At 63.9% G+C, this 20,937-nt stretch carries 23 protein-coding genes; 16 read left to right on the top strand and 7 right to left on the bottom strand.

All coding sequences use genetic code 11. The features are described 5' to 3' along the window. Nucleotides 1–99 precede the first annotated feature (99 nt). From MAFF_RS03920 to MAFF_RS03910, 3 genes are read left to right on the top strand one after another with little or no spacing between them, the layout of a single operon-like run. A complete protein-coding gene (locus MAFF_RS03920) occupies nucleotides 100–1,869 on the top strand; it encodes an alpha,alpha-trehalose-phosphate synthase (UDP-forming) (RefSeq protein ID WP_044547671.1) in 1,770 nt (589 codons plus the stop codon). Then, nucleotides 1,866–2,657 (top strand): trehalose-phosphatase, encoded by a 792-nt coding sequence (gene otsB / locus MAFF_RS03915; RefSeq protein ID WP_010909586.1) that lies wholly within the window; start codon nucleotides 1,866–1,868, stop codon nucleotides 2,655–2,657. Before MAFF_RS03920 ends, otsB begins: the two co-directional genes overlap by 4 nt. A gap of 51 nt (nucleotides 2,658–2,708) precedes the next feature. After that, on the top strand, nucleotides 2,709–2,915 hold the full coding sequence (locus MAFF_RS03910) for a hypothetical protein (RefSeq protein ID WP_032930350.1): 207 nt from the start codon (nucleotides 2,709–2,711) through the stop codon (nucleotides 2,913–2,915). Nucleotides 2,916–2,924: 9 nt separating this feature from the next. Here MAFF_RS03910 and dprA read toward each other — a convergent pair whose 3' ends face one another. Genes dprA through MAFF_RS03890 form a run of 4 tightly spaced genes read right to left on the bottom strand, consistent with a single transcriptional unit; the run spans nucleotide 2,925 to nucleotide 6,983 of the window. Continuing rightward, complete coding sequence (dprA, locus tag MAFF_RS03905; protein WP_010909585.1) at nucleotides 2,925–4,058, bottom strand: DNA-processing protein DprA; 1,134 nt, start codon at nucleotides 4,056–4,058, stop codon at nucleotides 2,925–2,927. A gap of 17 nt (nucleotides 4,059–4,075) precedes the next feature. Further along, on the bottom strand, nucleotides 4,076–4,663 hold the full coding sequence (plsY, locus tag MAFF_RS03900) for a glycerol-3-phosphate 1-O-acyltransferase PlsY (RefSeq protein ID WP_010909584.1): 588 nt from the start codon (nucleotides 4,661–4,663) through the stop codon (nucleotides 4,076–4,078). Nucleotides 4,664–4,719: 56 nt separating this feature from the next. After that, nucleotides 4,720–6,006 (bottom strand): dihydroorotase, encoded by a 1,287-nt coding sequence (locus tag MAFF_RS03895; RefSeq protein WP_010909583.1) that lies wholly within the window; start codon nucleotides 6,004–6,006, stop codon nucleotides 4,720–4,722. Continuing rightward, nucleotides 6,003–6,983 (bottom strand): aspartate carbamoyltransferase catalytic subunit, encoded by a 981-nt coding sequence (locus MAFF_RS03890; RefSeq protein ID WP_010909582.1) that lies wholly within the window; start codon nucleotides 6,981–6,983, stop codon nucleotides 6,003–6,005. Before MAFF_RS03890 ends, MAFF_RS03895 begins: the two co-directional genes overlap by 4 nt. A gap of 157 nt (nucleotides 6,984–7,140) precedes the next feature. On the opposite strand from MAFF_RS03890, the gene MAFF_RS03885 reads away from it, so the two are divergent. The 3 genes from MAFF_RS03885 to MAFF_RS37425 all read left to right on the top strand — a co-directional run bounded on the left by MAFF_RS03885 (nucleotide 7,141) and on the right by MAFF_RS37425 (nucleotide 9,833). Beyond that, a complete protein-coding gene (locus MAFF_RS03885; RefSeq protein WP_044547669.1) occupies nucleotides 7,141–8,769 on the top strand; it encodes a DNA alkylation response protein in 1,629 nt (542 codons plus the stop codon). Between the two features lie 156 nt (nucleotides 8,770–8,925). Continuing rightward, nucleotides 8,926–9,474 (top strand): hypothetical protein, encoded by a 549-nt coding sequence (locus MAFF_RS03880; RefSeq protein WP_010909580.1) that lies wholly within the window; start codon nucleotides 8,926–8,928, stop codon nucleotides 9,472–9,474. Further along, nucleotides 9,474–9,833 carry a DUF6105 family protein gene (locus MAFF_RS37425; RefSeq protein ID WP_064987072.1) on the top strand — a complete coding sequence of 120 codons (360 nt, stop codon included), beginning with the start codon at nucleotides 9,474–9,476 and terminating at the stop codon, nucleotides 9,831–9,833. Before MAFF_RS03880 ends, MAFF_RS37425 begins: the two co-directional genes overlap by 1 nt. Here MAFF_RS37425 and ruvX read toward each other — a convergent pair. Then, on the bottom strand, nucleotides 9,733–10,257 hold the full coding sequence (gene ruvX / locus MAFF_RS03875; protein ID WP_032930345.1) for a Holliday junction resolvase RuvX: 525 nt from the start codon (nucleotides 10,255–10,257) through the stop codon (nucleotides 9,733–9,735). The two genes, MAFF_RS37425 and ruvX, sit on opposite strands and share 101 nt — an antisense overlap. Nucleotides 10,258–10,382: 125 nt before the next feature. Between ruvX and MAFF_RS03870 the strand changes: the two genes are divergently transcribed. The 6 genes from MAFF_RS03870 to MAFF_RS03845 all read left to right on the top strand — a co-directional run bounded on the left by MAFF_RS03870 (nucleotide 10,383) and on the right by MAFF_RS03845 (nucleotide 14,798). Continuing rightward, entirely contained in the window at nucleotides 10,383–11,090 is a 708-nt protein-coding gene (locus tag MAFF_RS03870) for a metal-dependent hydrolase (RefSeq protein ID WP_010909577.1), read from the top strand. A 54-nt stretch (nucleotides 11,091–11,144) separates the two neighbouring features. After that, a complete protein-coding gene (locus MAFF_RS03865) occupies nucleotides 11,145–11,531 on the top strand; it encodes a hypothetical protein (protein ID WP_032930344.1) in 387 nt (128 codons plus the stop codon). A 125-nt stretch (nucleotides 11,532–11,656) separates the two neighbouring features. Next, nucleotides 11,657–11,944, top strand: coding sequence for an Asp-tRNA(Asn)/Glu-tRNA(Gln) amidotransferase subunit GatC (gene gatC, locus MAFF_RS03860; RefSeq protein WP_010909575.1), 288 nt, complete (start codon nucleotides 11,657–11,659; stop codon nucleotides 11,942–11,944). 7 nt (nucleotides 11,945–11,951) lie between these two features. Continuing rightward, nucleotides 11,952–12,407 (top strand): GNAT family N-acetyltransferase, encoded by a 456-nt coding sequence (locus MAFF_RS03855; protein WP_010909574.1) that lies wholly within the window; start codon nucleotides 11,952–11,954, stop codon nucleotides 12,405–12,407. Continuing rightward, on the top strand, nucleotides 12,407–13,972 hold the full coding sequence (locus MAFF_RS03850; RefSeq protein WP_010909573.1) for an amidase: 1,566 nt from the start codon (nucleotides 12,407–12,409) through the stop codon (nucleotides 13,970–13,972). Before MAFF_RS03855 ends, MAFF_RS03850 begins: the two co-directional genes overlap by 1 nt. Before the next feature lie 28 nt (nucleotides 13,973–14,000). Then, complete coding sequence (locus tag MAFF_RS03845; protein WP_010909572.1) at nucleotides 14,001–14,798, top strand: YdcF family protein; 798 nt, start codon at nucleotides 14,001–14,003, stop codon at nucleotides 14,796–14,798. On the opposite strand, the gene MAFF_RS03840 is transcribed toward MAFF_RS03845, so the two are convergent. Beyond that, a complete protein-coding gene (locus MAFF_RS03840; protein WP_010909571.1) occupies nucleotides 14,771–15,490 on the bottom strand; it encodes a DUF599 domain-containing protein in 720 nt (239 codons plus the stop codon). The two genes, MAFF_RS03845 and MAFF_RS03840, sit on opposite strands and share 28 nt — an antisense overlap. Before the next feature lie 173 nt (nucleotides 15,491–15,663). On the opposite strand from MAFF_RS03840, the gene MAFF_RS03835 reads away from it, so the two are divergent. The 3 genes from MAFF_RS03835 to MAFF_RS03825 all read left to right on the top strand — a co-directional run bounded on the left by MAFF_RS03835 (nucleotide 15,664) and on the right by MAFF_RS03825 (nucleotide 18,552). Beyond that, nucleotides 15,664–17,067 carry an L-serine ammonia-lyase gene (locus MAFF_RS03835; RefSeq protein ID WP_010909570.1) on the top strand — a complete coding sequence of 468 codons (1,404 nt, stop codon included), beginning with the start codon at nucleotides 15,664–15,666 and terminating at the stop codon, nucleotides 17,065–17,067. 69 nt (nucleotides 17,068–17,136) lie between these two features. Then, entirely contained in the window at nucleotides 17,137–17,574 is a 438-nt protein-coding gene (locus tag MAFF_RS03830) for a DUF1489 family protein (protein WP_010909569.1), read from the top strand. A gap of 276 nt (nucleotides 17,575–17,850) precedes the next feature. Then, on the top strand, nucleotides 17,851–18,552 hold the full coding sequence (locus MAFF_RS03825; RefSeq protein ID WP_010909568.1) for a DnaJ domain-containing protein: 702 nt from the start codon (nucleotides 17,851–17,853) through the stop codon (nucleotides 18,550–18,552). Nucleotides 18,553–18,597: 45 nt separating this feature from the next. On the opposite strand, the gene MAFF_RS03820 is transcribed toward MAFF_RS03825, so the two are convergent. Then, nucleotides 18,598–20,055: a D-alanyl-D-alanine carboxypeptidase gene (locus MAFF_RS03820; RefSeq protein WP_010909567.1), complete on the bottom strand. Its 1,458-nt coding sequence runs from the start codon at nucleotides 20,053–20,055 to the stop codon at nucleotides 18,598–18,600. Between the two features lie 285 nt (nucleotides 20,056–20,340). On the opposite strand from MAFF_RS03820, the gene MAFF_RS03815 reads away from it, so the two are divergent. Then, nucleotides 20,341–20,670: a phasin family protein gene (locus MAFF_RS03815; RefSeq protein ID WP_010909566.1), complete on the top strand. Its 330-nt coding sequence runs from the start codon at nucleotides 20,341–20,343 to the stop codon at nucleotides 20,668–20,670. The last annotated feature ends 267 nt before the right edge of the window (nucleotides 20,671–20,937 follow it).

The following is a 20,937-nucleotide window of genomic DNA, read 5'->3' as shown; positions in this document are numbered from 1 at the left end:
CCATCCCGCGCCGTGAGCGTTGGACCACCACGCCATGGGGTGCCGAAACTCCAGCTCTTAAAGCCGCTGCGGTATCCCATTGAAAGGTAATCGATTTCAATGCCCGACAACAGTTCGTATCTAGTCGTTCCCGTATTCGCATTGTGGCTCTTTGTTCTTGTCGCTGTCGGCGTCCTGGCGGTTGTGCTGGTGACGATGATGCTTCGGGCGCGCAAGGGCCGCAGGCTGGCCGTTGCGGGGGTTGACCCTGCTCGCGGCTCATTGCCGGAATTCGAGAAGAACGGGCAGTCGGCGGCCGCGGCACTGGTGCAATGGTCGCCCGAAACGCTGCGTCACATCCTGGCGACCGAACTTCCCGATGCCCAGGTGATCGTCGTCTCAAACCGTGAACCGTATATCCACAACCGCGAGGGCGACGACATCCAGCTGGTCGTACCCGCCAGCGGGCTCGTCTCCGCCCTGGAGCCGATCACGCGTGCCTGCGCGGGCACCTGGATCGCCTATGGCGGTGGTTCGGCCGACAAGCTGGTTGTCGACAAGAACGACCGGATCGAGGTGCCGCCGGACAACCCTTCCTACACGCTGCGCCGTGTCTGGCTGAGCGAGGAAGAACAGCAAGGCTATTATCTCGGCTTTGCCAATGAAGGCCTCTGGCCGCTGTGCCATATCGCCTTCACCCGGCCGATATTCCGCGCCTCGGATTGGGAGGCCTACGAGGCGGTCAACCGCAAATTCGCCGACACCGTCGTCGCGGAAGCCCGCAACGAACGGCCCATCGTGCTGGTCCAGGATTATCATTTCGCGCTGCTGCCGCGAATGATCCGTGAACGGCTGCCGGAGGCGATCATCATCACCTTCTGGCATATTCCGTGGCCGAATTCCGAGGTGTTCAGCATCTGCCCATGGCGCGAAAAGATTCTCGACGGCCTGCTCGGCAGTTCTATCGTCGGTTTCCACACCCAGTTCCATTGCAACAACTTCATCGACAGCGTCGACCGTTTCCTGGAAAGCCGGATCGAGCGCGAGGATTCGGCCATTTCCTATGGCGGCCAGATCAGCCTGGTCCATGCCTATCCGATCTCAATCGAGTGGCCGCCGGCGCAATTGGGCAAACTGCCTGACGTGGCGCAATGCCGCCGGCAGGTTCGCGAGAAATTCGGCCTGGCCGAAAATGTCAAGCTGTGCGTGGGCGTCGAACGTCTCGACTACACCAAAGGCATCCTCGATCGCTTCAACGCGCTCGACGAACTGCTGACGCTTCATCCCGAATGGATCGGCAAGGTGGCGTTCCTGCAGATCGCTGCGCCCAGCCGCGGCACGTTGCCTGCCTATCAACAATTGTACGAGGAGTGCCTGCGCCATGCCGAGGATCTCAACCAGCGCTATGGTCGCGAAGGCTACACACCAGTCCTGATGATAACGGAACATCACTCGCAGCAGCAGGTCTACGAAATCTACCGTGCAGCCGACGTTTGCATGGTCACCAGTCTGCATGACGGCATGAACCTGGTTGCCAAGGAGTTTGTCGCGGCGCGTGAGGACGAACAGGGCGTGCTGTTGCTCAGCATGTTCGCCGGCGCCTCCAAAGAGCTGCTGGACGCACTGATCGTCAATCCCTATGACGCGGCTATGATGGGAGATGCCTTGCTGCAGGCCTTGACCATGTCGCAGGAAGAGCAAAGCCAGCGCATGCGACGCATGCGCGAGATCGTACGCGACAACAACGTCTATCGGTGGGCCGGCAGCATGCTTCTCGATGCGGCGCGCTTGCGCAAGCGCGACGCGGTCGATCGCGCCGTCAGCGCCGCTCCAGCGGCCCCAGCCAATGTCATATCGCTGCTCGATCGCAGACGCGTGGCGGCGCTATGATCTCTCTCTCGCCAAACCTCGCCGTGCCTGTCGTTCCGCAAGGGCCATGCAGCCTGTTCCTCGATATCGACGGCACGCTTCTCGAACATGCCGCGCATCCCGATGCGGTGGTTGTCGGTGATGAATTGCGCACCCTGCTGGTGCGGCTCGAAGCGCAACTGGACGGAGCACTGGCGTTCATCACGGGACGCTCGATCGCCGCCGTCGACCATCTCTTCCGGCCTCTCAGGCTGCGCGCCGCGGGGCTTTACGGCCTCGAGCACAGGCTGGCGCGCGATGGTCCGGTCGAGGCGGCCAGCGAGCCGGCTGATATTGCAGCTCTTGCCAACGAAATCGCGACGGAACTGGACAATGCAGATGTCTATATCGAGCGCAAGGGACCCATCCTGGCCATTCATACACGCGCGGCACCGCATTTGCTTCAACGCGCGACGGAGTTGGTCGAACAGGCACTAGACAGATTGCCTGCGGGATACCGGGTTTTGGCCGGAAATGCCGGTGTGGAACTGATGCCGCTGGAGGCGGCGAAGGGAGCAGCCATCCGGCGCTTCATGCAAATTCCGGCTTTCAGGGGACGGCGCCCGGTGTTCCTCGGGGACGATACATCCGACGAGAACGGGTTCGAGACCGTCAACGAATTGGACGGCATCTCGGTTCGCATAAAGCCGCAGGGATCGACAGCTGCACCTTTTGCACTGGCCGGCGTGGACGCGGCCTTGGCCTGGCTGGACGAGATGAGCAGGAGCGAGACCGCGAAAGCGGCGACGCTGGCCGCAATGCCCAAATGAACCGGATTGCCCTGAGGCAATCCCGGTTCGCGCGCATGGAAGGAGTTTGCAATGACCCAATTGACCAGCCTCATTCGGGAAGTCATGCCCGCCTGGCTCCGGCGGCACGCTGCGCCACAAAGCGGTGAGGCGGCAGCTCAGCGGTTGCGTCCCGAAGACGCGGACGCAGTCTGGCGCAAGGCTGTCGAAAATGATCTGTTTGGAGCCAACACGCCAGATTACGCCGAGACCGGGGAGAAGGAACCCAACCGCCATTGACGGCTGCGGTCAGCCTTCCCCGAAAATCAGCGAAACATTGCCGCCGGCATGGCGTTCGAGCCGGCCGGCGAGGTCGAGTTCCAACAGAACCATGAAGACCTGGGCCGGGTGAAGGCCGGTGTGGCGGATGATCTCGTCGACTGGCACCGGTGTCGGGCCTAGCGCTTCGATGACCTTGGCGCGGTCGCTCTCGCCGGGTGGCGGTGTGGCCGAAAAGTCGGGCGGATCCTCGAACGGTGGCACAGCGGGCGCTCGCATGCCGGTCAGCGGCGCGATCGCCCTGGAAATGTCCGATGCCTCGGTGACCAGCGTGGCGCCGTCCTTGAGCAAACCGTTGGTGCCGGCGGCGCGTGGATCGAGCGGAGAGCCCGGCACGGCAAAAACCAGCCGGCCCATTTCGCCGGCAAGCCTGGCGCTGATCAGCGAGCCCGAACGCTGGGCGGCCTCGACCACCACCAGCCCGAGGGCAGCACCCGCGACAAGACGGTTGCGGCGTGGAAAATCCTGAGCGCGCGGCTGCCAGCCGAACGGCATTTCGGAGATGACGGCGCCGCGCTCGGCGATTTCCGCGCATAGGCCGGCATTTTCGGGCGGGTAGGGCAGGTCGAGGCCTCCGGCGAGCACACCGATCGTGCCGGTTTGCAGGCTGCCTTGATGCGCCGCCGTGTCGATACCGCGCGCCAGGCCGGAGACTATGCCGTAGCCATCGCCGCCAAGGGTAGCCGCCAGCATACGCGCCATCTTGATGCCGGCCAGCGATGCATTGCGGGCGCCGACGATGGCGACCCCAGGCAGCCGGAAGACAGCGGCATTGCCTTTGACCGCCAAAAGAGGTGGGGGATTGTCCATGCTTCTCAGCAGCGGGGGATAGTCGGGCTCGCCGATACCGACAAAACGCGCGCCAGCCCGGCGGGCTGCCTCGAGTTCGGCCTCGGCCTCAGCGATTGACGGAATGCGGGCGATCCTGCTGGCACCGCCCGAAACCATCAGTTCCGGCAGGATTTCCAGCGCCACTTCGGCTGACCCGAAACGGTTGATCAGGTCGCGAAAGGAAGCGGGGCCGACATTCTGGGTGCGGATCAGCCGCAGCCAGTTCAGCCGCTGCCGGTCGCTGAGGCGCGGCCCGGCGGCCGGCTCGCTCATCGCGGCGGCGCGCTCGCTCACCCCTTGGCTCCGATCTTGCCCTCGGTGCCGGCAAGCAGCCGCGAAATGTTCGCCCTGTGCTTGATGAAGACGATGATGCTCATCACCACGAACAAAACGGCAATCTGCGGCGCACTCAGGAAGTAGAGGGCTATCGGCACGATGACGGCTGCCGTCAGCGCCGCGAGCGACGAGTAGCGGAACAGGAATGCCATCGCCAGCCAGATGACGGCGAAGATCAGTGCCACCTGCCAGGCAAGGCCGATCAGCACGCCGAGATAGGTGGCGACGCCCTTGCCGCCCTTGAAGCCAAGCCAGACCGGGAAGAGATGGCCGAGAAAGGCGCCCAGGCCGGCCCAGACCGCCGTTTCCGGTGCGAAATGGCCAGCGATCAGCACAGCGGCGGTACCCTTCAGCGCATCGAGCAGCAAGGTCGCGGCGGCCAGGCCCTTGTTGCCGGTGCGCAGCACATTGGTGGCGCCGATATTGCCGGAGCCGATCTTGCGCACATCACCAAGGCCGGCGGCGCGCGTCAGCAGCAGCCCGAAGGGAATCGAGCCCAAGAGGTAGCCGAATACCAGCGCCAGGATTAGGCCGTAAGTCATTGTTTCCCCCGCATTTCCCCAGCGCAGCCCGATCAGGCGCGACGCCCGTTCCCGGTCTATGCCGAGAACACTGTGCGGCCCGCGACCAGCGTTTGCAAGACCTTGCCTTGCAGGCGCGCGCCTTCGAAACAGGTGTTCTTCGAGCGCGAGCGGATGCCGCTTTCGCTGACGATCCAGGGTTCGTCGAGATCGACGAGCGCGAGGTCGGCGACTGAGCCCGGCGTCAGCGTGCCGCCGGGCAGTCCGAACAGCCTTGCCGGCGCGGTGGACAGCGTTTCGACCAGCCGAAGCAAGGGCACGTCGCCATTGTGGTAGAGCCGCAAGGCGGCACCCAGCAGCGTCTCCAGCCCGATGGCGCCGGCCGCGGCGTCGGCGAAGGGCAGGCGCTTGGTGTCGACATCCTGCGGATCGTGCGAGGAGACGATGATATCGACCGTGCCGTCCCTGACCGCCTCGATCATCGCCAGCCGGTCTTCCTCGGCGCGCAATGGCGGCGTCAGGCGGAAGAAGGTGCGGTATTCGCCGACATCGTTTTCATTGAGCGACAGGTTGTGGATCGACACGCCTGACGTTACGGCAGCGCCGTCAGCCTTGGCGCGCGTCACGGCGTTGGCCGCCATCGCCGTCGAGATCTTTGCCGCATGGTAGGAGCCGCGCGTCAGCCGCGCCAAAGCCAGATCGCGCTCGAGCGGGATCGATTCGGCTTCGCGCGGAATGCCGGAGAGGCCGAGCCAACTGGCGTACAGACCTTCATTCATCACGCCTGACGAACCGAGGTCGGCATCCTGCGTCTCGTGCACGATGGTGGCGCCGAAATCGCGGGCATAGGTGAGCGCCCGGCGCATCACCAGTGAACTGGCGATGGTGTGGCGGCCATCGGTGAAGGCGACGGCGCCGGCCTCGCGCAACAGGCCGAACTCGGTCATCTCGCGGCCGTCGAGGCCCTTGGTGATCGCAGCCGCCGGGAAGATGTTGACGATCGCCGTGTCCTTGGCGGTGCGCAGCACGAACTCGACCAGCGCGACATTGTCGATCACCGGATCGGTATCGGGCATCATGACGACAGAGGTGACGCCGCCGGCGGCCGCGGCGACGCTGGCAGAAGCGATGGTTTCGCGATGCTCGCCGCCCGGCTCGCCGATGAAGACGCGGCCATCGATCAGGCCGGGAATGATCGCCTTGCCGGCGCAGTCGACGATGATAGCGCCCTCGGGCGCGCCCTGGTTCAACGTCGCCTTGCCGGCGGCAACGATCTTGCGGCCCTCGACGATGACGGAGCCGACTTCGTCGATGCCGCGCGAAGGGTCGACGATGCGGGCGCGTTCAAAGACTGTCGTGCTCATGCGCCGCGACCCTCCTGTTTGCGGCCCTCTTGATTACGACGGGGGTCGAGCAGCGCTTCCATCACCGCCATGCGCACGGCGACGCCCATCTCCACCTGCTCCTGGATCACGCTTTGCGGGCCGTCGGCGATTTCCGAGGCGATTTCGACGCCGCGGTTCATCGGGCCGGGATGCATCACCAGCGCGTCACCCTTGGCGGCCTTCAGCTTCTCGGCATCGAGGCCGAAATAGCGGAAATATTCGCGCACCGAAGGCACGAAGGCGCCTTCCATGCGCTCGCGCTGCAGGCGCAGCATCATCACCACGTCGGCGTCCTTGAGGCCTTCGGCCATCGAGCGCGTGACGATGACGCCCATCTTCTCTATGCCGGACGGTAGCAGCGTCGAAGGCGCCACCACGCGCACCTGCGCGCCAAGCGCGTTGAGCAGCATGATGTTGGAGCGCGCCACGCGCGAATGCAGGATGTCGCCGCAGATCGCCACGATCAGCTTCGACAGCGGCCCCTTGGCGCGGCGGATGGTTAGCGCGTCGAGCAGCGCCTGGGTCGGGTGTTCATGCGCGCCGTCGCCGGCATTGACGACCGAGCAGCCGACTTTCTGCGCCAGCAGGGCGGCAGCACCCGCCGACTGATGGCGGATGATCAATATATCGGGCCGCATGGCGTTCAGCGTCATCGCCGTGTCGATGAGCGTTTCGCCCTTCTTCACGGAAGAACTTGCCACCGACATGTTCATGACATCGGCGCCGAGCCGCTTTCCGGCCAGCTCGAAAGAGGACTGCGTGCGGGTCGAGGCCTCGTAGAAGAGATTGATCTGGGTGCGGCCGCGCAGCGTCGAGGTCTTCTTTTCGGACTGCCGCGAAATCGCGACGGCCCGATCCGCCCGGTCGAGCAACAGCTCGATGTCGGCGGGCGAAAGATCGCTGATGCCCAGAAGATGGCGGTGAGGGTAGAGTGGCAGGGACGAAGCGTCGGTCATCTCAAGGGGCTGCTATAGGGTGCGGATTTTGCGCCCGCAAGCGCCAGCTTTGGATTGGCGCTGTTCTCCCCGGTATTTTCGTCGCGCGCGCGGCAACGCTTGGCTATATCTAGCCGATGGCTTCGGATTCGAAGTCTTCTTGCGACAAGGACAAAGCGTGACCGACGACGTGACGAACCAGCCGCCGCCGCTGACGGGCGGCAACGCCTGGCGGGGCGATCCGTTGCTGATCCAGCTTGCCGAGCGGTTTTCCGACCCGGTGCGCAAAGACCTCGACGGGCTCGGCCGTTTCGTGCTGACGCAGGAGGCGCAGGAGCTGGCGCGCCTGGCCAATGTCGAGACGCCGAAGCTCAGGACCCATGACCGCCAGGGACGGCGCATCGACCTGGTCGAGTTCCACCCCGCCTACCATGCCTTGATGCGCCGCTCGGTGGCCAACGGGTTGCATTCCTCGGTTTGGGAAAATGGCGATGCCGAGATCGGCCGCCGCCATCAGGTGCGCGCCGCACGCTTCTACCTGACCGCCGAACTCGAAACCGGGCATCTCTGCCCCATCACCATGACCAGCGCCTCGCTGGCGGCGTTGATGGCCAGCCCAAAGTTGTTTCGCGAATGGGCCCCGCGCGTGACGACGCGCAAATACGACCAGAGCCAGAAGCCGCCGGTCGAGAAGACCGGGCTGACGCTCGGCATGGGCATGACCGAAAAACAGGGCGGCACGGATGTGCGCGCCAATGTGACGAGGGCCGAGCGCGCCGGCAGCGGCTTCTATCGCCTGACCGGCCACAAATGGTTCATGTCGGCACCGATGTCGGACGCCTTCCTGGTGCTGGCTCAGGCGCCGGAAGGACTGTCGTGCTTCCTCGTGCCGCGCGTCCTCGGCGATGGATCGGGCAACGGCTTCCGCTTCCAGCGGCTGAAGGACAAGCTCGGCAACCGCTCCAACGCCTCTTCCGAAGTCGAGTTCGTCAACGCCATCGGCGAGATGATCGGCGAGCCCGGCGCCGGCGTGAAGACGATCATGGACATGGTGACCTTGACCCGGCTCGATTGCGCCGTGGCGTCCTCGGCGATCATGCGGGCAGGGCTGGCGGAAGCGGTTCATCATGCCCGCCATCGCCAGGTGTTCGGCTCTACCTTGATCGAACAGCCGCTCATGCAACGCGTGCTGGCCGACATGGCGCTGGATGTTGCCGCCGCAACCGCTCTGTCGTTCCGGTTGGCGCGCTCCTTCGACGAGGCGGCGAGCGATCGCGGCGAAGCGGCGTTTGCCCGCGCCATGACGCCGGTCGTTAAATACTGGGTGTGCAAGATCGCGCCGCCGCTGCTCTACGAGGCGATGGAGTGTCTCGGCGGCAATGGCTACGTCGAGGAGGCGCCGCTCGCCCGCTATTATCGCGAAGCGCCTGTCAACGCGATCTGGGAAGGGTCGGGCAATGTCATGGCGCTCGACGTGCTGCGCGTGCTCGGGCGCGCGCCCGGCCTGTTCGAAGAGGTGCTGGCCGGCATCGACCGCGACCTCGGCGCCGGTGGGCGCGGCACGATCGGCGTGTTGAAGGCGGCGATGCAGGTGGCTTTGACCGATGAGGGCTCGGCCCGGCTGCTGACCGAACAGCTGGCGTTGTCGGCCGCCGCGGCGGAGCTGCGCCGGCTGGGGGCAGGGCGGATTGCCGATGCCTTCGTCGAGACCCGCCTGGCCGGCCAGTGGCGCAACACCTACGGCATGATCGATTCGCGCCATGACGCGCGCATGATCATCGACACGCTCTATCCGCCGGTGAACTGAGCCGAGAGCGGCCGCATCGCCCGATTCTTCGATCAGTTGAGCGCATCTGGGAACAGTGGGTGCGTCCTGTGGATCGCCGTTAACCTTAACAAATGGTTTCCATTGCGGCGGCGGGCGGCAAAGCCCACTGTCATTCCTGCCGAAGCAGGAACCACGATGCGACACGTACTGACCTCCTTTCTGTCTGTGCACTGGGCGATTGTCTTCGCCCTGCTGGCGCTGATCTGCATCGATGGAGACCGCGGTGTGACGGCTGCCCTCGGCGTGCTCGGAGTGACCGTCGAGAGCGCCCGGTTCGTCGATCTGCAGAACGTCGTCGTGGTCGCGCCGCTGGCGATCGCCTTGCTGGTCGTGGCCGTGCTGTTCTTCTGGGCCTTTGTCGATACGCTGATCAACGATGCGGCCAGCCCAGGCGCCGACAGCGTCGTTCGCATCGCCTTCATTTCCGCGTCCGGCGTCCTGTCGATGATCCTGATCGGTGGCGCCGCGCAAGGCATCAACGGGCTGTTCATGGTCGTTGCGGTGCAATTGGCGGCGCTTCTGGCCTCCTATGTCGCGATGCTCGCCGAGCGGCGCTCCGCGGCCGCGTCGGATGACGCCGATTTTCGCGCCACGGCGCACAGCATGGCGAAGGCGGCGGCCCATAATTCGCTGCTTTCCCTGATATCGGGCCGGGCCGGGCCGAACGGGAGGGGAGGCCGCTGATGCGCTATATCTTCGCATTGTGGGCGGCCCCGATGGCGCTGTTCTGGGGCTGGTTCTACCTGTCGCTCAACGACATGAATTTCGGCTATGTGATGCTGACCCGGCAGCTGCACGATTTCGTGTTCCAGCTTTACGGCCAGATGCTCGGCATCGATCCGGCCATCATCCCGGGGATGGTGGGAAAGGCCTGTATCTTCGACGGGTTTCTGCTGATGGCGATATGGGCTTTTCGCCGCCGCCGCGAAATTCTGGACTGGGTCAAGCGGCGTCGGTCGGGCCCGGCTCCGTTCGACCGCCCAATTCCGTTCGAGCGGCTGAATCGAGCGACTGAAGCCGGTCCAAGACTCCCTGCAGAATAAAGGCCGCGGCCGCCGAATCGATCTTGCCGGCACGTTTGGCGCGCGAGAAATCCATTTCGATCAGCGTCCTCTCGGCCGCCACCGTCGACAGCCGTTCATCCCAGAACACGAAGGGCAGGTCGCTCAGCTGCGCCATGTTGCGCACGAAGGCGCGCGATTTCTGCGCGCGCGGACCTTCCGACCCATCCATGTTGATCGGCAGCCCGATCGCCACCGCGCCGACATTCTCCTTCTTCAGCAAGGCCAGGAGCACGGCGGCATCGAGCGAGAATTTCCGTCGCATGATGACGGGGCGCGGGTGAGCGAAGGCGAACCCCCGGTCGGAAACCGCGACGCCGATCGTCTTGTCGCCGAGATCGAGCCCCGCCAGCGTCCTGCCGTCGGCGAGCCATGCCGGCAATTGCTCAATCGTGATGATAGCCAACGGTTTTCCCTCATCTTTTTCAGCAGCATGCGTCCTTCCGGATGCGCGGCGGACACTATACCCTTTGCTCTCGGGGTCATCGGCGTTCTATCCTCTGGCTCGACAAAAATCGAGGAATGCATTTCATGAAACTGACCTGGTACGGCCACTCGGCCTTCCGTATCGAAACCGGCGACGCCAAGATCCTCATCGACCCCTATCTGATCGGCAACCCGTCCTGGACGGGCGGCTGGGAAGGGCCGGCCGAAGGGATCACGCATGTCCTGCTGACGCACGGACACAGCGACCACATCAGCGGCGCGCTGGAAGTGCTCGGCAAGAGCGGCGCGCAACTTGTCGCCAATTTCGAGATTTGCATGTATCTGGTCGGCAAGGGTGCCGACGGCAGCAAGATCAATCCCGGCAACATCGGCGGCACGGTCGATTGCGGCGGCTTCACCACCACTTTCGTCCAGGCGCTGCACTCTTCCTCATTTGGCGAAGACGGCGGCAAGAACGTCTATCTCGGCAATCCCGGCGGGCTGGTCCTGCACTTCCCGGAAGACCGCACGCTCTACCATATGGGCGATACCGACATCTTTTCCGACATGGCGTTGATCAACGAATTGCATGAGCCGAAGATCGGCATCGTGCCGATCGGCGATCGGTTCACCATGGGCGGCGCGGTGGCGGCACTTGCCTGCCGCCGCTTCTTCAAGTTCGACACGGTCGTCCCTTGCCACTTCGGCACGTTTCCGATGATCGATCCGACGCCCGAGAAATTCGAGGCCGGCCTCGAAGGGTCCGGTGTGAAGGTCGCGTTGCCGAAAATCGGTGAAACGATTACGATCTAGAAACAGCCAAAGCGGAACAAATCCATGGTGTTGGGGCGATCTCTTTGTGTGTCGATGTTTGTCGCGGCATCGCCCGCGCTCGCCGCGGATGACTTCATCGAAGGCGTCTACCTGCAGTCCGAGGAGCTTTGCACGCAGGCCAGGAAGGACACGCTGCAGACGCTGATCGATGCCGGCAACATCGTGCTTTCCGTGCATGGCTTGCAGGGCGTCGAATACAATTGCGAATTCGTCCAGGTCAGCAAGGCGACACGCTCGCCGAGCTGGGCGGTGACGGCCATCTGCCAGGAGCCGGGCTATGTCTTTCCCGACGTCCTGTCGATGACGCGGATCAGCCCGACGCAGCTCGATCTCGTATCGGTCCGGCCGATCGATGACGAAAGCGAGGCGAGCGGCAACAGCGGCAGCTATTATTTGTGCGAGGGCGTTGCCCTGCCATAGACTTGTCCTTGGACCGATGGCCGAGAGACCAGGCCGCCATCACGCTTGGTCTCTCGCATGATGCATGTTGCGCAGTACGCGCGGCGCCGCTATAGCCCGGACTGGTTTTCCCCGAGGCTAAATCTATGTCCGTTGATCTTCAGACTGTGAAGCGCGTCGCGCGTCTCGCCCGCATCGCGGTGAGCGAAGAAGATGCAGAGCGCATGACCGGCGAACTGAACGCCATACTGGGCTTCGTTGAGCAGCTGAACGAGGTCGATGTCTCCGGCGTCGAACCGATGACCTCGGTGACGCCGATGGAGATGAAGAAGCGCCAGGACGTCGTCACCGACGGCAACAAGGCGGCCGACATCGTCGCCAATGCGCCGGCGACCGAAGAGAATTTCTTCCTCGTGCCGAAGGTCGTGGAGTAGGGCGCCGATGGCAATCGAGATCGCCATCGAGACGCCGTTGCAGGACGACGTGCGCGGCCTGGTCAAGGAACTCAACGAGACCTTGCTCGAATTGACGCCGCCGGAGCACTGCTATCATTTGACGGTGGAGCAGATGGCCGGTCAGGACACGACCGTTTTCATCGCCCGCGACAATGGCATCGCCGTCGGTTGTGGCGCGCTGAAGCGCCATGGCGGCGCCATTGGCGAGGTCAAGCGCATGTATACGCGGCCTTCGCATCGCGGCCAGAAAATCGGCGCCAGCATCGTTGAGCGCGTCGAGGCGCTGGCGAGGCAGGAAGGACTGAAGCGGCTGGTGCTGGAGACGGGCGACCGCCATCCCGCCGCCTGGACCGTCTACGAACGTGCCGGGTTTTCGCGCTGCGGCCCGGTGCTGGATTATCCCGATTCCAAGTGGTCGGTGTTTTACGAAAAGAGCCTTTGATGAGCGACCTGACCAGACTGACGATTTCACAGGCTCGCGCCAAGCTGCGCGGCAAGGAAATCACCGCGACAGAGATCACCGAGGCCTATCTCTCGGCGATCGATCGCGCCAATCCGGCGCTCAATGCCTATGTCGCGGTGACTGGCGACAGAGCGCGTGACATGGCCAAGGCGTCCGACGCCAGGCTGGTCAAGGGCGAGGGCGGGGCGCTGGAGGGCATTCCGCTGGGCATCAAGGACCTGTTCGGCACCGAAGGTGTCCACACCCAGGCCTGCAGCCACGTGCTCGACGGCTTCAAGCCGCTCTACGAATCGACTGTCACCGCCAATCTGTGGGCGGATGGCGCGGTCATGCTCGGCAAGCTCAACATGGACGAGTTCGCCATGGGCTCGTCCAACGAGACCTCCTATTACGGCCCGGTCATCAACCCGTGGCGGCGTTCGCGCCTCGACACGGTGGTGATGCCGACGACGCATCAGGGCGACGGCGGTTTTGTCTCGGCCGGCGGCACGAAAACCCAGCGCAGCCTGGACAACGCGCAGCTGGTTCCGGGTGGCTCTTCCGGCGGCTCGGCGACGGCCGTCTCGGCGTTCCTGTGCGCCGGCGCCACGGCGACCGATACGGGCGGCTCGATCCGCCAGCCGGCGGCCTTCACCGGCACCGTCGGCATCAAGCCGACCTATGGCCGCTGCTCGCGCTGGGGCATCGTCGCCTTCGCCTCGTCGCTCGACCAGGCCGGACCGATCGCGCGCGATGTTCGCGACGCCGCGATCCTGCTCAAATCCATGGCCTCGGTCGATCCGAAGGACACCACTTCCGTCGACCGGCCGGTGCCGGACTATGAGGCGGCGATCGGCAAGCCGATCAAGGGCATGAAGGTCGGCATTCCCAAGGAATACCGCGTTGACGGCATGCCCGAGGAGATCGAGGCGCTGTGGCAGAAGGGCATTGCCTGGCTCAGGGATGCCGGCGCCGAGATCGTCGACATTTCGCTGCCGCATACGAAATACGCGCTGCCGGCCTATTACATCGTGGCGCCCGCCGAGGCTTCGTCCAACCTGGCGCGCTATGACGGCGTCCGCTACGGCTTGCGCGTGCCGGGCAAGGACATTGTCGAGATGTATGAGAAGACCCGCGCCGCCGGTTTCGGCCGCGAGGTCAAGCGCCGCATCATGATCGGCACCTATGTGCTGTCGGCCGGCTATTACGACGCCTATTATCTGCAGGCACAGAAGGTGCGCAATTTGATCAAGCGCGACTTCGAAAATGTCTTCGCCGCCGGCGTCGACGTCATCCTGACCCCGGCGACGCCGTCCGCCGCCTTCGGCATCGCCGATGAGGACATGGCCGCCGACCCGGTGAAAATGTACCTCAACGACATTTTCACGGTCACCGTGAACATGGCGGGCCTGCCCGGCATCGCCGTGCCCGCCGGCCTCGATCCCAAGGGGCTGCCGCTCGGCCTGCAGCTGATCGGCCGGCCGTTCGAGGAAGAGACGCTGTTCCAGACCGCCGCCGTCATCGAGCAGGCGGCCGGCACATTTCAGCCTGAGAAGTGGTGGTAAGGATATCGATCATCTGAAGGGGTGAGCGATGTTCTTCCTTCTTTCCAAGGTCTTCTGGTTCTTCGTCCAGCCGCTCAACCTGACGATCTTCCTGCTTCTGGCGGGGCTGATCGCCGGGATGATCGGCCGGCGGCGGCTGGCCGTCACCGGCAGTGTGCTAGCCTTCTTGATTTTGGCGCTCTCGACCTGGACGTCGCTTGGCGCGATGATGCTCAACCCGCTCGAGGAGCGATTTCCACGGCCGCCGCTGCCGCAAAAGGTCGACGGCATCGTCGTGCTGGGCGGCGGCTTCGAGGGCGCCATCAACCTCGCACGTGGCGGCTATGAATTGAGCAGCAGCGGCGACCGCATGGTCGAGACCGCAATCCTCGCCCGGCGCTTCCCACTGGCCAAAGTGGTTGTATCAGGCGGACACGGCGCGTTTTTCATCGACGCCGAGGGGGACGCCGACTCAGCGTCCCGCATGCTCGTTCCGCTCGGTGTATCGGCCGATCGTCTTGTCCTGGAAGACAAGTCCCGCAACACGTACGAAAATGCGATCTTCAGCCGCAAACTTGTCGAGCCGAAGCCGGGCGAGACCTGGCTGCTGGTGACCTCCGCCTTCCACATGCCACGGGCCAAGGCGCTGTTCGACAAGGCTGGTTTTCCAACCGTCCCATGGCCGGTCGACTATCACACCTCCGGCAAGGAAGGTGTCGGCTTGTTTCGCGACAATGCGATCGATTCCGTGCAGAACACCACCATAGCGCTCCGCGAATGGATCGGGCTTTTTGCCTATTGGCTTTCCGGCCGCATCGATCAGCCTTTTCCGGGGCCGGGCGGCTGACCGATGACGGCGCGTCGCGCCGCCGAGAAGAACTGGCGCCGCACCAGCACGGCCAGCAGCAGAAGCGTCGACAGAACGAACACCACCGGATCGACGAACCAGCCGAGATAGCCGATCGAGAAGAACACGCCGCGCAGGCCCGAGTTGAAATGCTTGCCGGCCAGCATGTTCATCTGCGCCGCGCGCCACACTGCCGTTTGCGTGACCGGATTGCGCGAGGCTTCGCCGTGCGGGATCGGCACCGCGCCGATCAGAATCGAGCAATAGTTGAACAGCCGGTAGGCCCAGCCGAATTTGAAGAAGGAAAAGGCCAGGATCAGCACCAGCCCCAGCACCTTGATCTGAAAGGCCGGGCGCGACGGCGCGCCGCCGAGCGGCAGGTTGCTCAGCACTTCCAGCACCCGGTCGGATGCGCCGAGCAAGGCAAAGCAGCCGCCCAGCGCGATCAGCGAGCTGGAGGCGAAGAAGGCGGTTCCCTGCTGCAGGCCGCTCATGATGGCGGTGTCGACGATGCGGATTTCGCGCTCGGCCATGGTGCGCATCCAGGCTTCGCGCTGCGCATTCATCGCCGTCGTCAGCGACATCCGGCTGACCAGCTTGCCGTCCGAGGCGAGCGTATGCAGCAGCCACACGATCAGGAAGAAGGCCAGTGCCCCGAGATCAGCCATCGAAAGATAGAAGGAATCGCCCATGGGCTGAATTTAGCACATCCAGCGCGGTCACTTCGATGCCGGCTCCCGCGATCGACAGCAATGTCGCTGCCGGAGCAAACAAGGTCGGCAGGTGCTGCGCCGCGATCGCCAAAAGAGCGGAAACATCCGGGGAATTCCTATATGTAGTCCTCGATGTGACTCCAGGAGACAGCGTGTTCCTTTCGGTTTTCGACCTGTTCAAGATCGGCATCGGCCCCTCGAGCTCGCACACGATGGGCCCGATGACGGCCGCGCGGCGGTTTCTCGACGAGGTCGCGGGTGACGACTGGCCGCGGCCCACCGGCGCCAAGGTCGCCCGCATCGGCGCCAGCCTGCACGGCTCGCTCGCCTATACTGGCATCGGCCATGGCAGCGACCGCGCCGTCATCCTCGGCCTTGCCGGCCAGACCCCGCAAACGGTTGATCCGGACCAGGCCGATGGCATCATCGGCCGCATCACCGCCGACAGGATGATTTCGCCGCCCGGTCACCCGTCCTACCATTTCGACCCGGCCACGGATCTGGTGCTCGACCGCAAGACACCGCTTACCGGCCACGCCAACGGCATGGCGTTCTATGCCTATGACGCCAGCGGGCGCCTGCTGCTCAAACGCATCTACTATTCGATCGGCGGCGGCTTCGTGGTGTCGGAAGAAGAGCTGCAGCGGATGAAGGCCAAGGGGTCGGTGACTTCAGAAGGCAAGAAAGTGCCTTATCCTTTCAAGAACGCCGTCGAGATGCTGAAGATGGCGGCCAAGAGCGGGCTTTCCATCGCCGAGATGAAGCGCGTCAACGAGGAAACGCAGATGTCGCGCGAGGACCTCGACGCCGGCCTCGACGCCATCTGGGGGGCTATGAAGAGCTGCATCGACCGTGGCCTGTCGCAGGACGGCATCATGCCGGGCGGGTTGAAGGTTCGGCGCCGGGCCCGGCAGCTGCACGACAAGCTGCAGGAACAGTGGCAGCAGAACCGGCCAAATCCCTTGCTCGCCAATGACTGGCTGTCGATCTACGCCATGGCGGTCAACGAGGAGAATGCGGCCGGCGGCCGCGTTGTTACCGCGCCGACCAACGGGGCGGCCGGTACGCTGCCGGCGGTGCTGCGCTACTGGCTGCATTTCCATCCCGAAGCCGACCAGCCGAGCATACGCGACTTCCTGCTGACGGCTGCCGCCGTCGGCGGCATCATCAAGACCAATGCGTCGATCTCTGGCGCCGAGGTCGGCTGCCAGGGCGAGGTCGGGTCCGCCTCGGCGATGGCCGCGGCCGGCCTGTGCGCCGTCATGGGCGGCACGCCCGAGCAGGTCGAGAATGCCGCCGAGATCGCGCTCGAACACCATCTCGGCATGACTTGCGATCCAGTCGGCGGGCTGGTCCAGGTGCCGTGCATCGAGCGCAATGCGCTGGGCGCGGTCAAGGCGGTGACGGCTGCGTCCCTGGCGATCAAGGGCGACGGCATCCACTTCGTGCCGCTCGACGCGGCGATCGAGACCATGCGCCAGACCGGCCTCGACATGAACGAGAAGTACAAGGAAACCAGCCTCGGCGGGCTCGCGGTCAATGTCGTGGAGTGCTGAGCAACGCTGGCACTGTGGAGAAGTCCGTCAGGCCGTTGACGTCCCGGCGCTCCGGACTAACCTTAGCGAATGGCTCTCAATCTCCTAAAACTGTGCGTCGGCTGCGACAGCGTCGAGGATCTCGAGGAATGGATCGAATTCCGCCTCGACGAACGGCGCCGCGCCGGCGAGCCGGCCGAACACTGGCACACCACCCGCATGGTGCCGACGCGCGGCGCCGAGATCACCGATGGTGGTTCGCTCTACTGGGTGATCAAGGGCAATGTGCAATGCCGCCAGCTGATCACCGAGATCCGCCCGTTCACCGATGACGAGGGCATTGGCCGCTGTCATCTGATGCTCGATCCGCATGTCGTGCGCACCGACTGGCAGCCGCGCCGGGCCTTCCAGGGCTGGCGCTACTTGAAACCGTCGGATGCACCACCTGACCTTGGCAAGGGCAAGGCGGGGATGGTCGAGATGCCGCCGAAACTCAGGCGCGAGCTTGCCGATCTCGGCTTGCTGTAGGCCATCGCACGGAAACGTAGCCGGTTTTGGCGCGGGCTTTTCTGGCCCTCCATGTTGCTTCGCACTGGACTTGCAAGCGGCGCGACAACGCCACATCTTGAAATTCATGCGCAACGAAAAGCCGTCGAAACCGACAAGGGCCAAAGGTTCGGAGAGCCATCCGGCATCGCGGCCCTCTTCCTGTCCCGGTGAAGGCCATCATTCCGGCGCAGAAAAAGTGTTGGATGACATCACGCGGCTGTCCAGGCGGACAGGGTACTCGCGGGGCGGTGGGAAATGTTAGGCGCAATTATCGGTCTGGTCGCATTGCTGCTGGTGCTCCTGGGTGTTGCCTCGGCCTTCCTCCGGGCCGATCCCGCCCGGCTGGCAACCGGCATGAGAACACTGGGACCGATCCTGCTGGCACTGGTGGGCGCCGCCGTGCTTCTGGTCGGTCGAAGCGGAATCGGCGGCGTCATGCTGTTCGTGGCGATCGGCTGGTATGCCGCCACGCGCGCGAACCGGCCCGATGTGAAGCCGGTGCCGGGAAAACGCTCAACGGTGCGGACGGCAGCACTCGAAATGGAGCTGGATCACGATACCGGCGGCCTTGAAGGACTGGTTCTGGCCGGCCGCCATGACGGCAAGATGCTTGGCGCGATGGGCCTTGCGGAGCTGCAGCATCTTTACCGCGAACTCTCCGGCGACGCGGAGAGCCGCCAGCTGCTAGAGACGTATCTTGACGGCAGATTTCCCGTCTGGCGCAAAAACACTGAGACGAACGGTGGCGAAGGGCTGGGTGTTGCGCCAGGTCCGGGCGCCATGACTAAGGAGGAGGCCTACAAGGTCCTTGGTCTTGAAGCGGGGGCCGCCGCGGCGGATGTCCGCAAGGCGCACCGCCGCCTGATGCAGCGCCTGCACCCCGATGTCGGCGGCACGTCTTTCCTGGCGGCGCGAATCAACGAAGCCAAGGACGTCTTGCTCTCCAATCACAACTAGTCTCCTTCGACGCAGAAATTTTCCGGGAGATGCTTCCACGCCGTCCTACTGCTGGACGGCGTAGCACTCGATTTTCTTCTTCTTCAAAGCGGTGCAGGCCTTCCAGGCGGCGTCCTTCGAACCAAAGCCGCCGAAACGGGCTCGGTAATAGGTGACGCCGTCCTTGTCGAAGGCGACGGTAAAGCCGGCGGCATCCGCCAGCACCTTCGGCGCCTGCTTGCTGGTCTTGTCGAGGACGGCCTGGGCTTCCGACTGCTTTTCCGAGGAAGCTACCTGGATGGCCCAGCCCGACGGCACCGACGCGGTGTTGACCGGATCGACGGTTGGCGTCGGCGCGGCAGCCGGCGCCGGCTCGGCATAGGCGGCCACGACCTGTGCGGTGGCGACCTTGGGGGCGGAGACGATGACCGTCTTCACCTTCTTTGCCGGGGCGACCAGCGTGGGTGCTTCGGCCTGGGCATCGTTATCGGCATTGTCGTCCTCGGCAACCGTCGCGTCGTTGGCTGCCGTCGCGTCGTCCGCAACGGCGTCATCGGCGTTGGCCACAGCGACCGGCTTGTCGTCCGGGGTCGGCGCGTCGTGCTTGGGCAAGAGAACCTTGGCAAGGGCCTTGACCGGGTTGCTGCTGTCAGCCTTGGCGACGAGGTCGCCGCCACCGCGGGTCGAAGCCCTTGGCATGTAGGTGTTGATCAGGGACGCCATCTGGTTGTCGCGGCTGCCGCCCGACGTGCCGCCCATGACAACGGCGACAAGGCGTCGGTTGCCGTCGGACACGGATGAGACGAGGTTGAATCCGGAGGCACGGGTGTAGCCGGTCTTGATGCCGTCGACGCCCTTGATGCGCCCGAGCAGACGGTTGTGACCGTTGATGCGCTGGCGGCCGTAGAGAAACGAGCGCTGCGAGAAGTACCCGTAGTACTGGGGAAAATGCTCCCTGAGCGCGATGCCGAGCGTGGCCATGTCGCGCGCGGTGGTGAACTGGCCGGGGTCGGGCAGGCCGTTGGCGTTGCGGAAGACGGTGCCGTTCATGCCGAGAGCCCGCGCCTTGGCGGTCATCATGCGGGCAAAGGTGGTTTCATCGCCGCCAAGCATTTCACCGAGCGCGGTGGCCGAGTCGTTCGCCGACTTGGTGACGATCGACAGGATCGCGGTTTCGACCGAGACCGAACCGCCCGGCTTCACGCCGAGTTTCGTCGGCGCCTCGGCGGAGGCCTTGGCGGAAAACACGACGGGCGTGTTCCGGCTGATCTTGCCCTTCGCCATCGCCTCGAAGGTCAGATAGAGCGTCATCATCTTGGTCAGCGACGCCGGATAGCGCCTGCCATTGGCATCCGCGGAGTACAGCACCTTGCCCGTCTTGGCGTCCACGACGATGGCCGCCGGCCGCGCTGCCAGCGAGGACGCTACGTCGGCGCAAACGAACGTCATCGCCAGGGCGAAGACCATCATCGCTTTGAGGGGGGAGGTGGATTTGGAAACGATGCCCAACAACGCCTTACGCACTGATATTTCCCTTGAATTCTTCGTTGCGTTGGAGGCGGCAAAGGGTCCTGCCTCACTTTCAGCCAAGCTAACGGGGCAGCGTTACCAATCCGTTTATGGTAACCGCCGCGTTCACCATTTTCTTCGGGCTTGAAACACAGTTTATTTGATTTTTAGCCATTGCCGGCGCAGGCGGACCCCGCACGCCGGCGAAATATTGACTTTTGTGCGGCGCACAATATATTGAGGTGCATTGCACAACGGCGCCCCGAAGAAGGACGCCTCAACCGTCAAGGGAATCGTGAAATGACCCAGACCTATGAGGACTTCAGCAAATACGGCAAGGAATTCGCCGACACCGGTTTGAAGAGCTTCGCTTCGCTCTCCAAGGGCGCCCAGGCGATCGCCACCGAGGCCGGCGAGTACACCAAGAAGAGCTTTGAGGCCGGCAGCGCCGCTGTCGAGAAGCTGTTTTCGGCCAAGTCGCTGGACAAGGCGATCGAGATCCAGACCGACTATGCCAAGCAGTCCTATGAAGCGTTCGTCGCCGAGGCCACCAAGATTGGCGATCTCTATGCCGAACTCGCCAAGGAAGCCTACAAGCCGTTCGAATCGATCGTTGCCAAGGCGAAGTAATTTCGCCCGATAGTTTCAGATCCGGCCCGTTTGGGCCCGGGACAAAACCCGGTCGCGGAAACGCGGCCGGGTTTTTTCATGCTAATTTCCGGTTTGCAGCGGCGTAGCGCTTCACGATTGCGAAAATCCGCCAAGTTTGGTCACCTAGCCATATTGTCAGCTAACCAGAAGGGCTTAAAATCGTCCATCGAACACCTACATGTTGAACTCGCATGGGGATTCGAAAGAGGCAGGATTACGTGACGATCGGTTTGACTGCCACGAGAC

It is taken from the genome of Mesorhizobium japonicum MAFF 303099, from assembly GCF_000009625.1.
In the GTDB taxonomy this organism is placed as follows: domain Bacteria; phylum Pseudomonadota; class Alphaproteobacteria; order Rhizobiales; family Rhizobiaceae; genus Mesorhizobium; species Mesorhizobium japonicum.
This window is presented reverse-complemented; position numbering and strand designations above follow the sequence as displayed.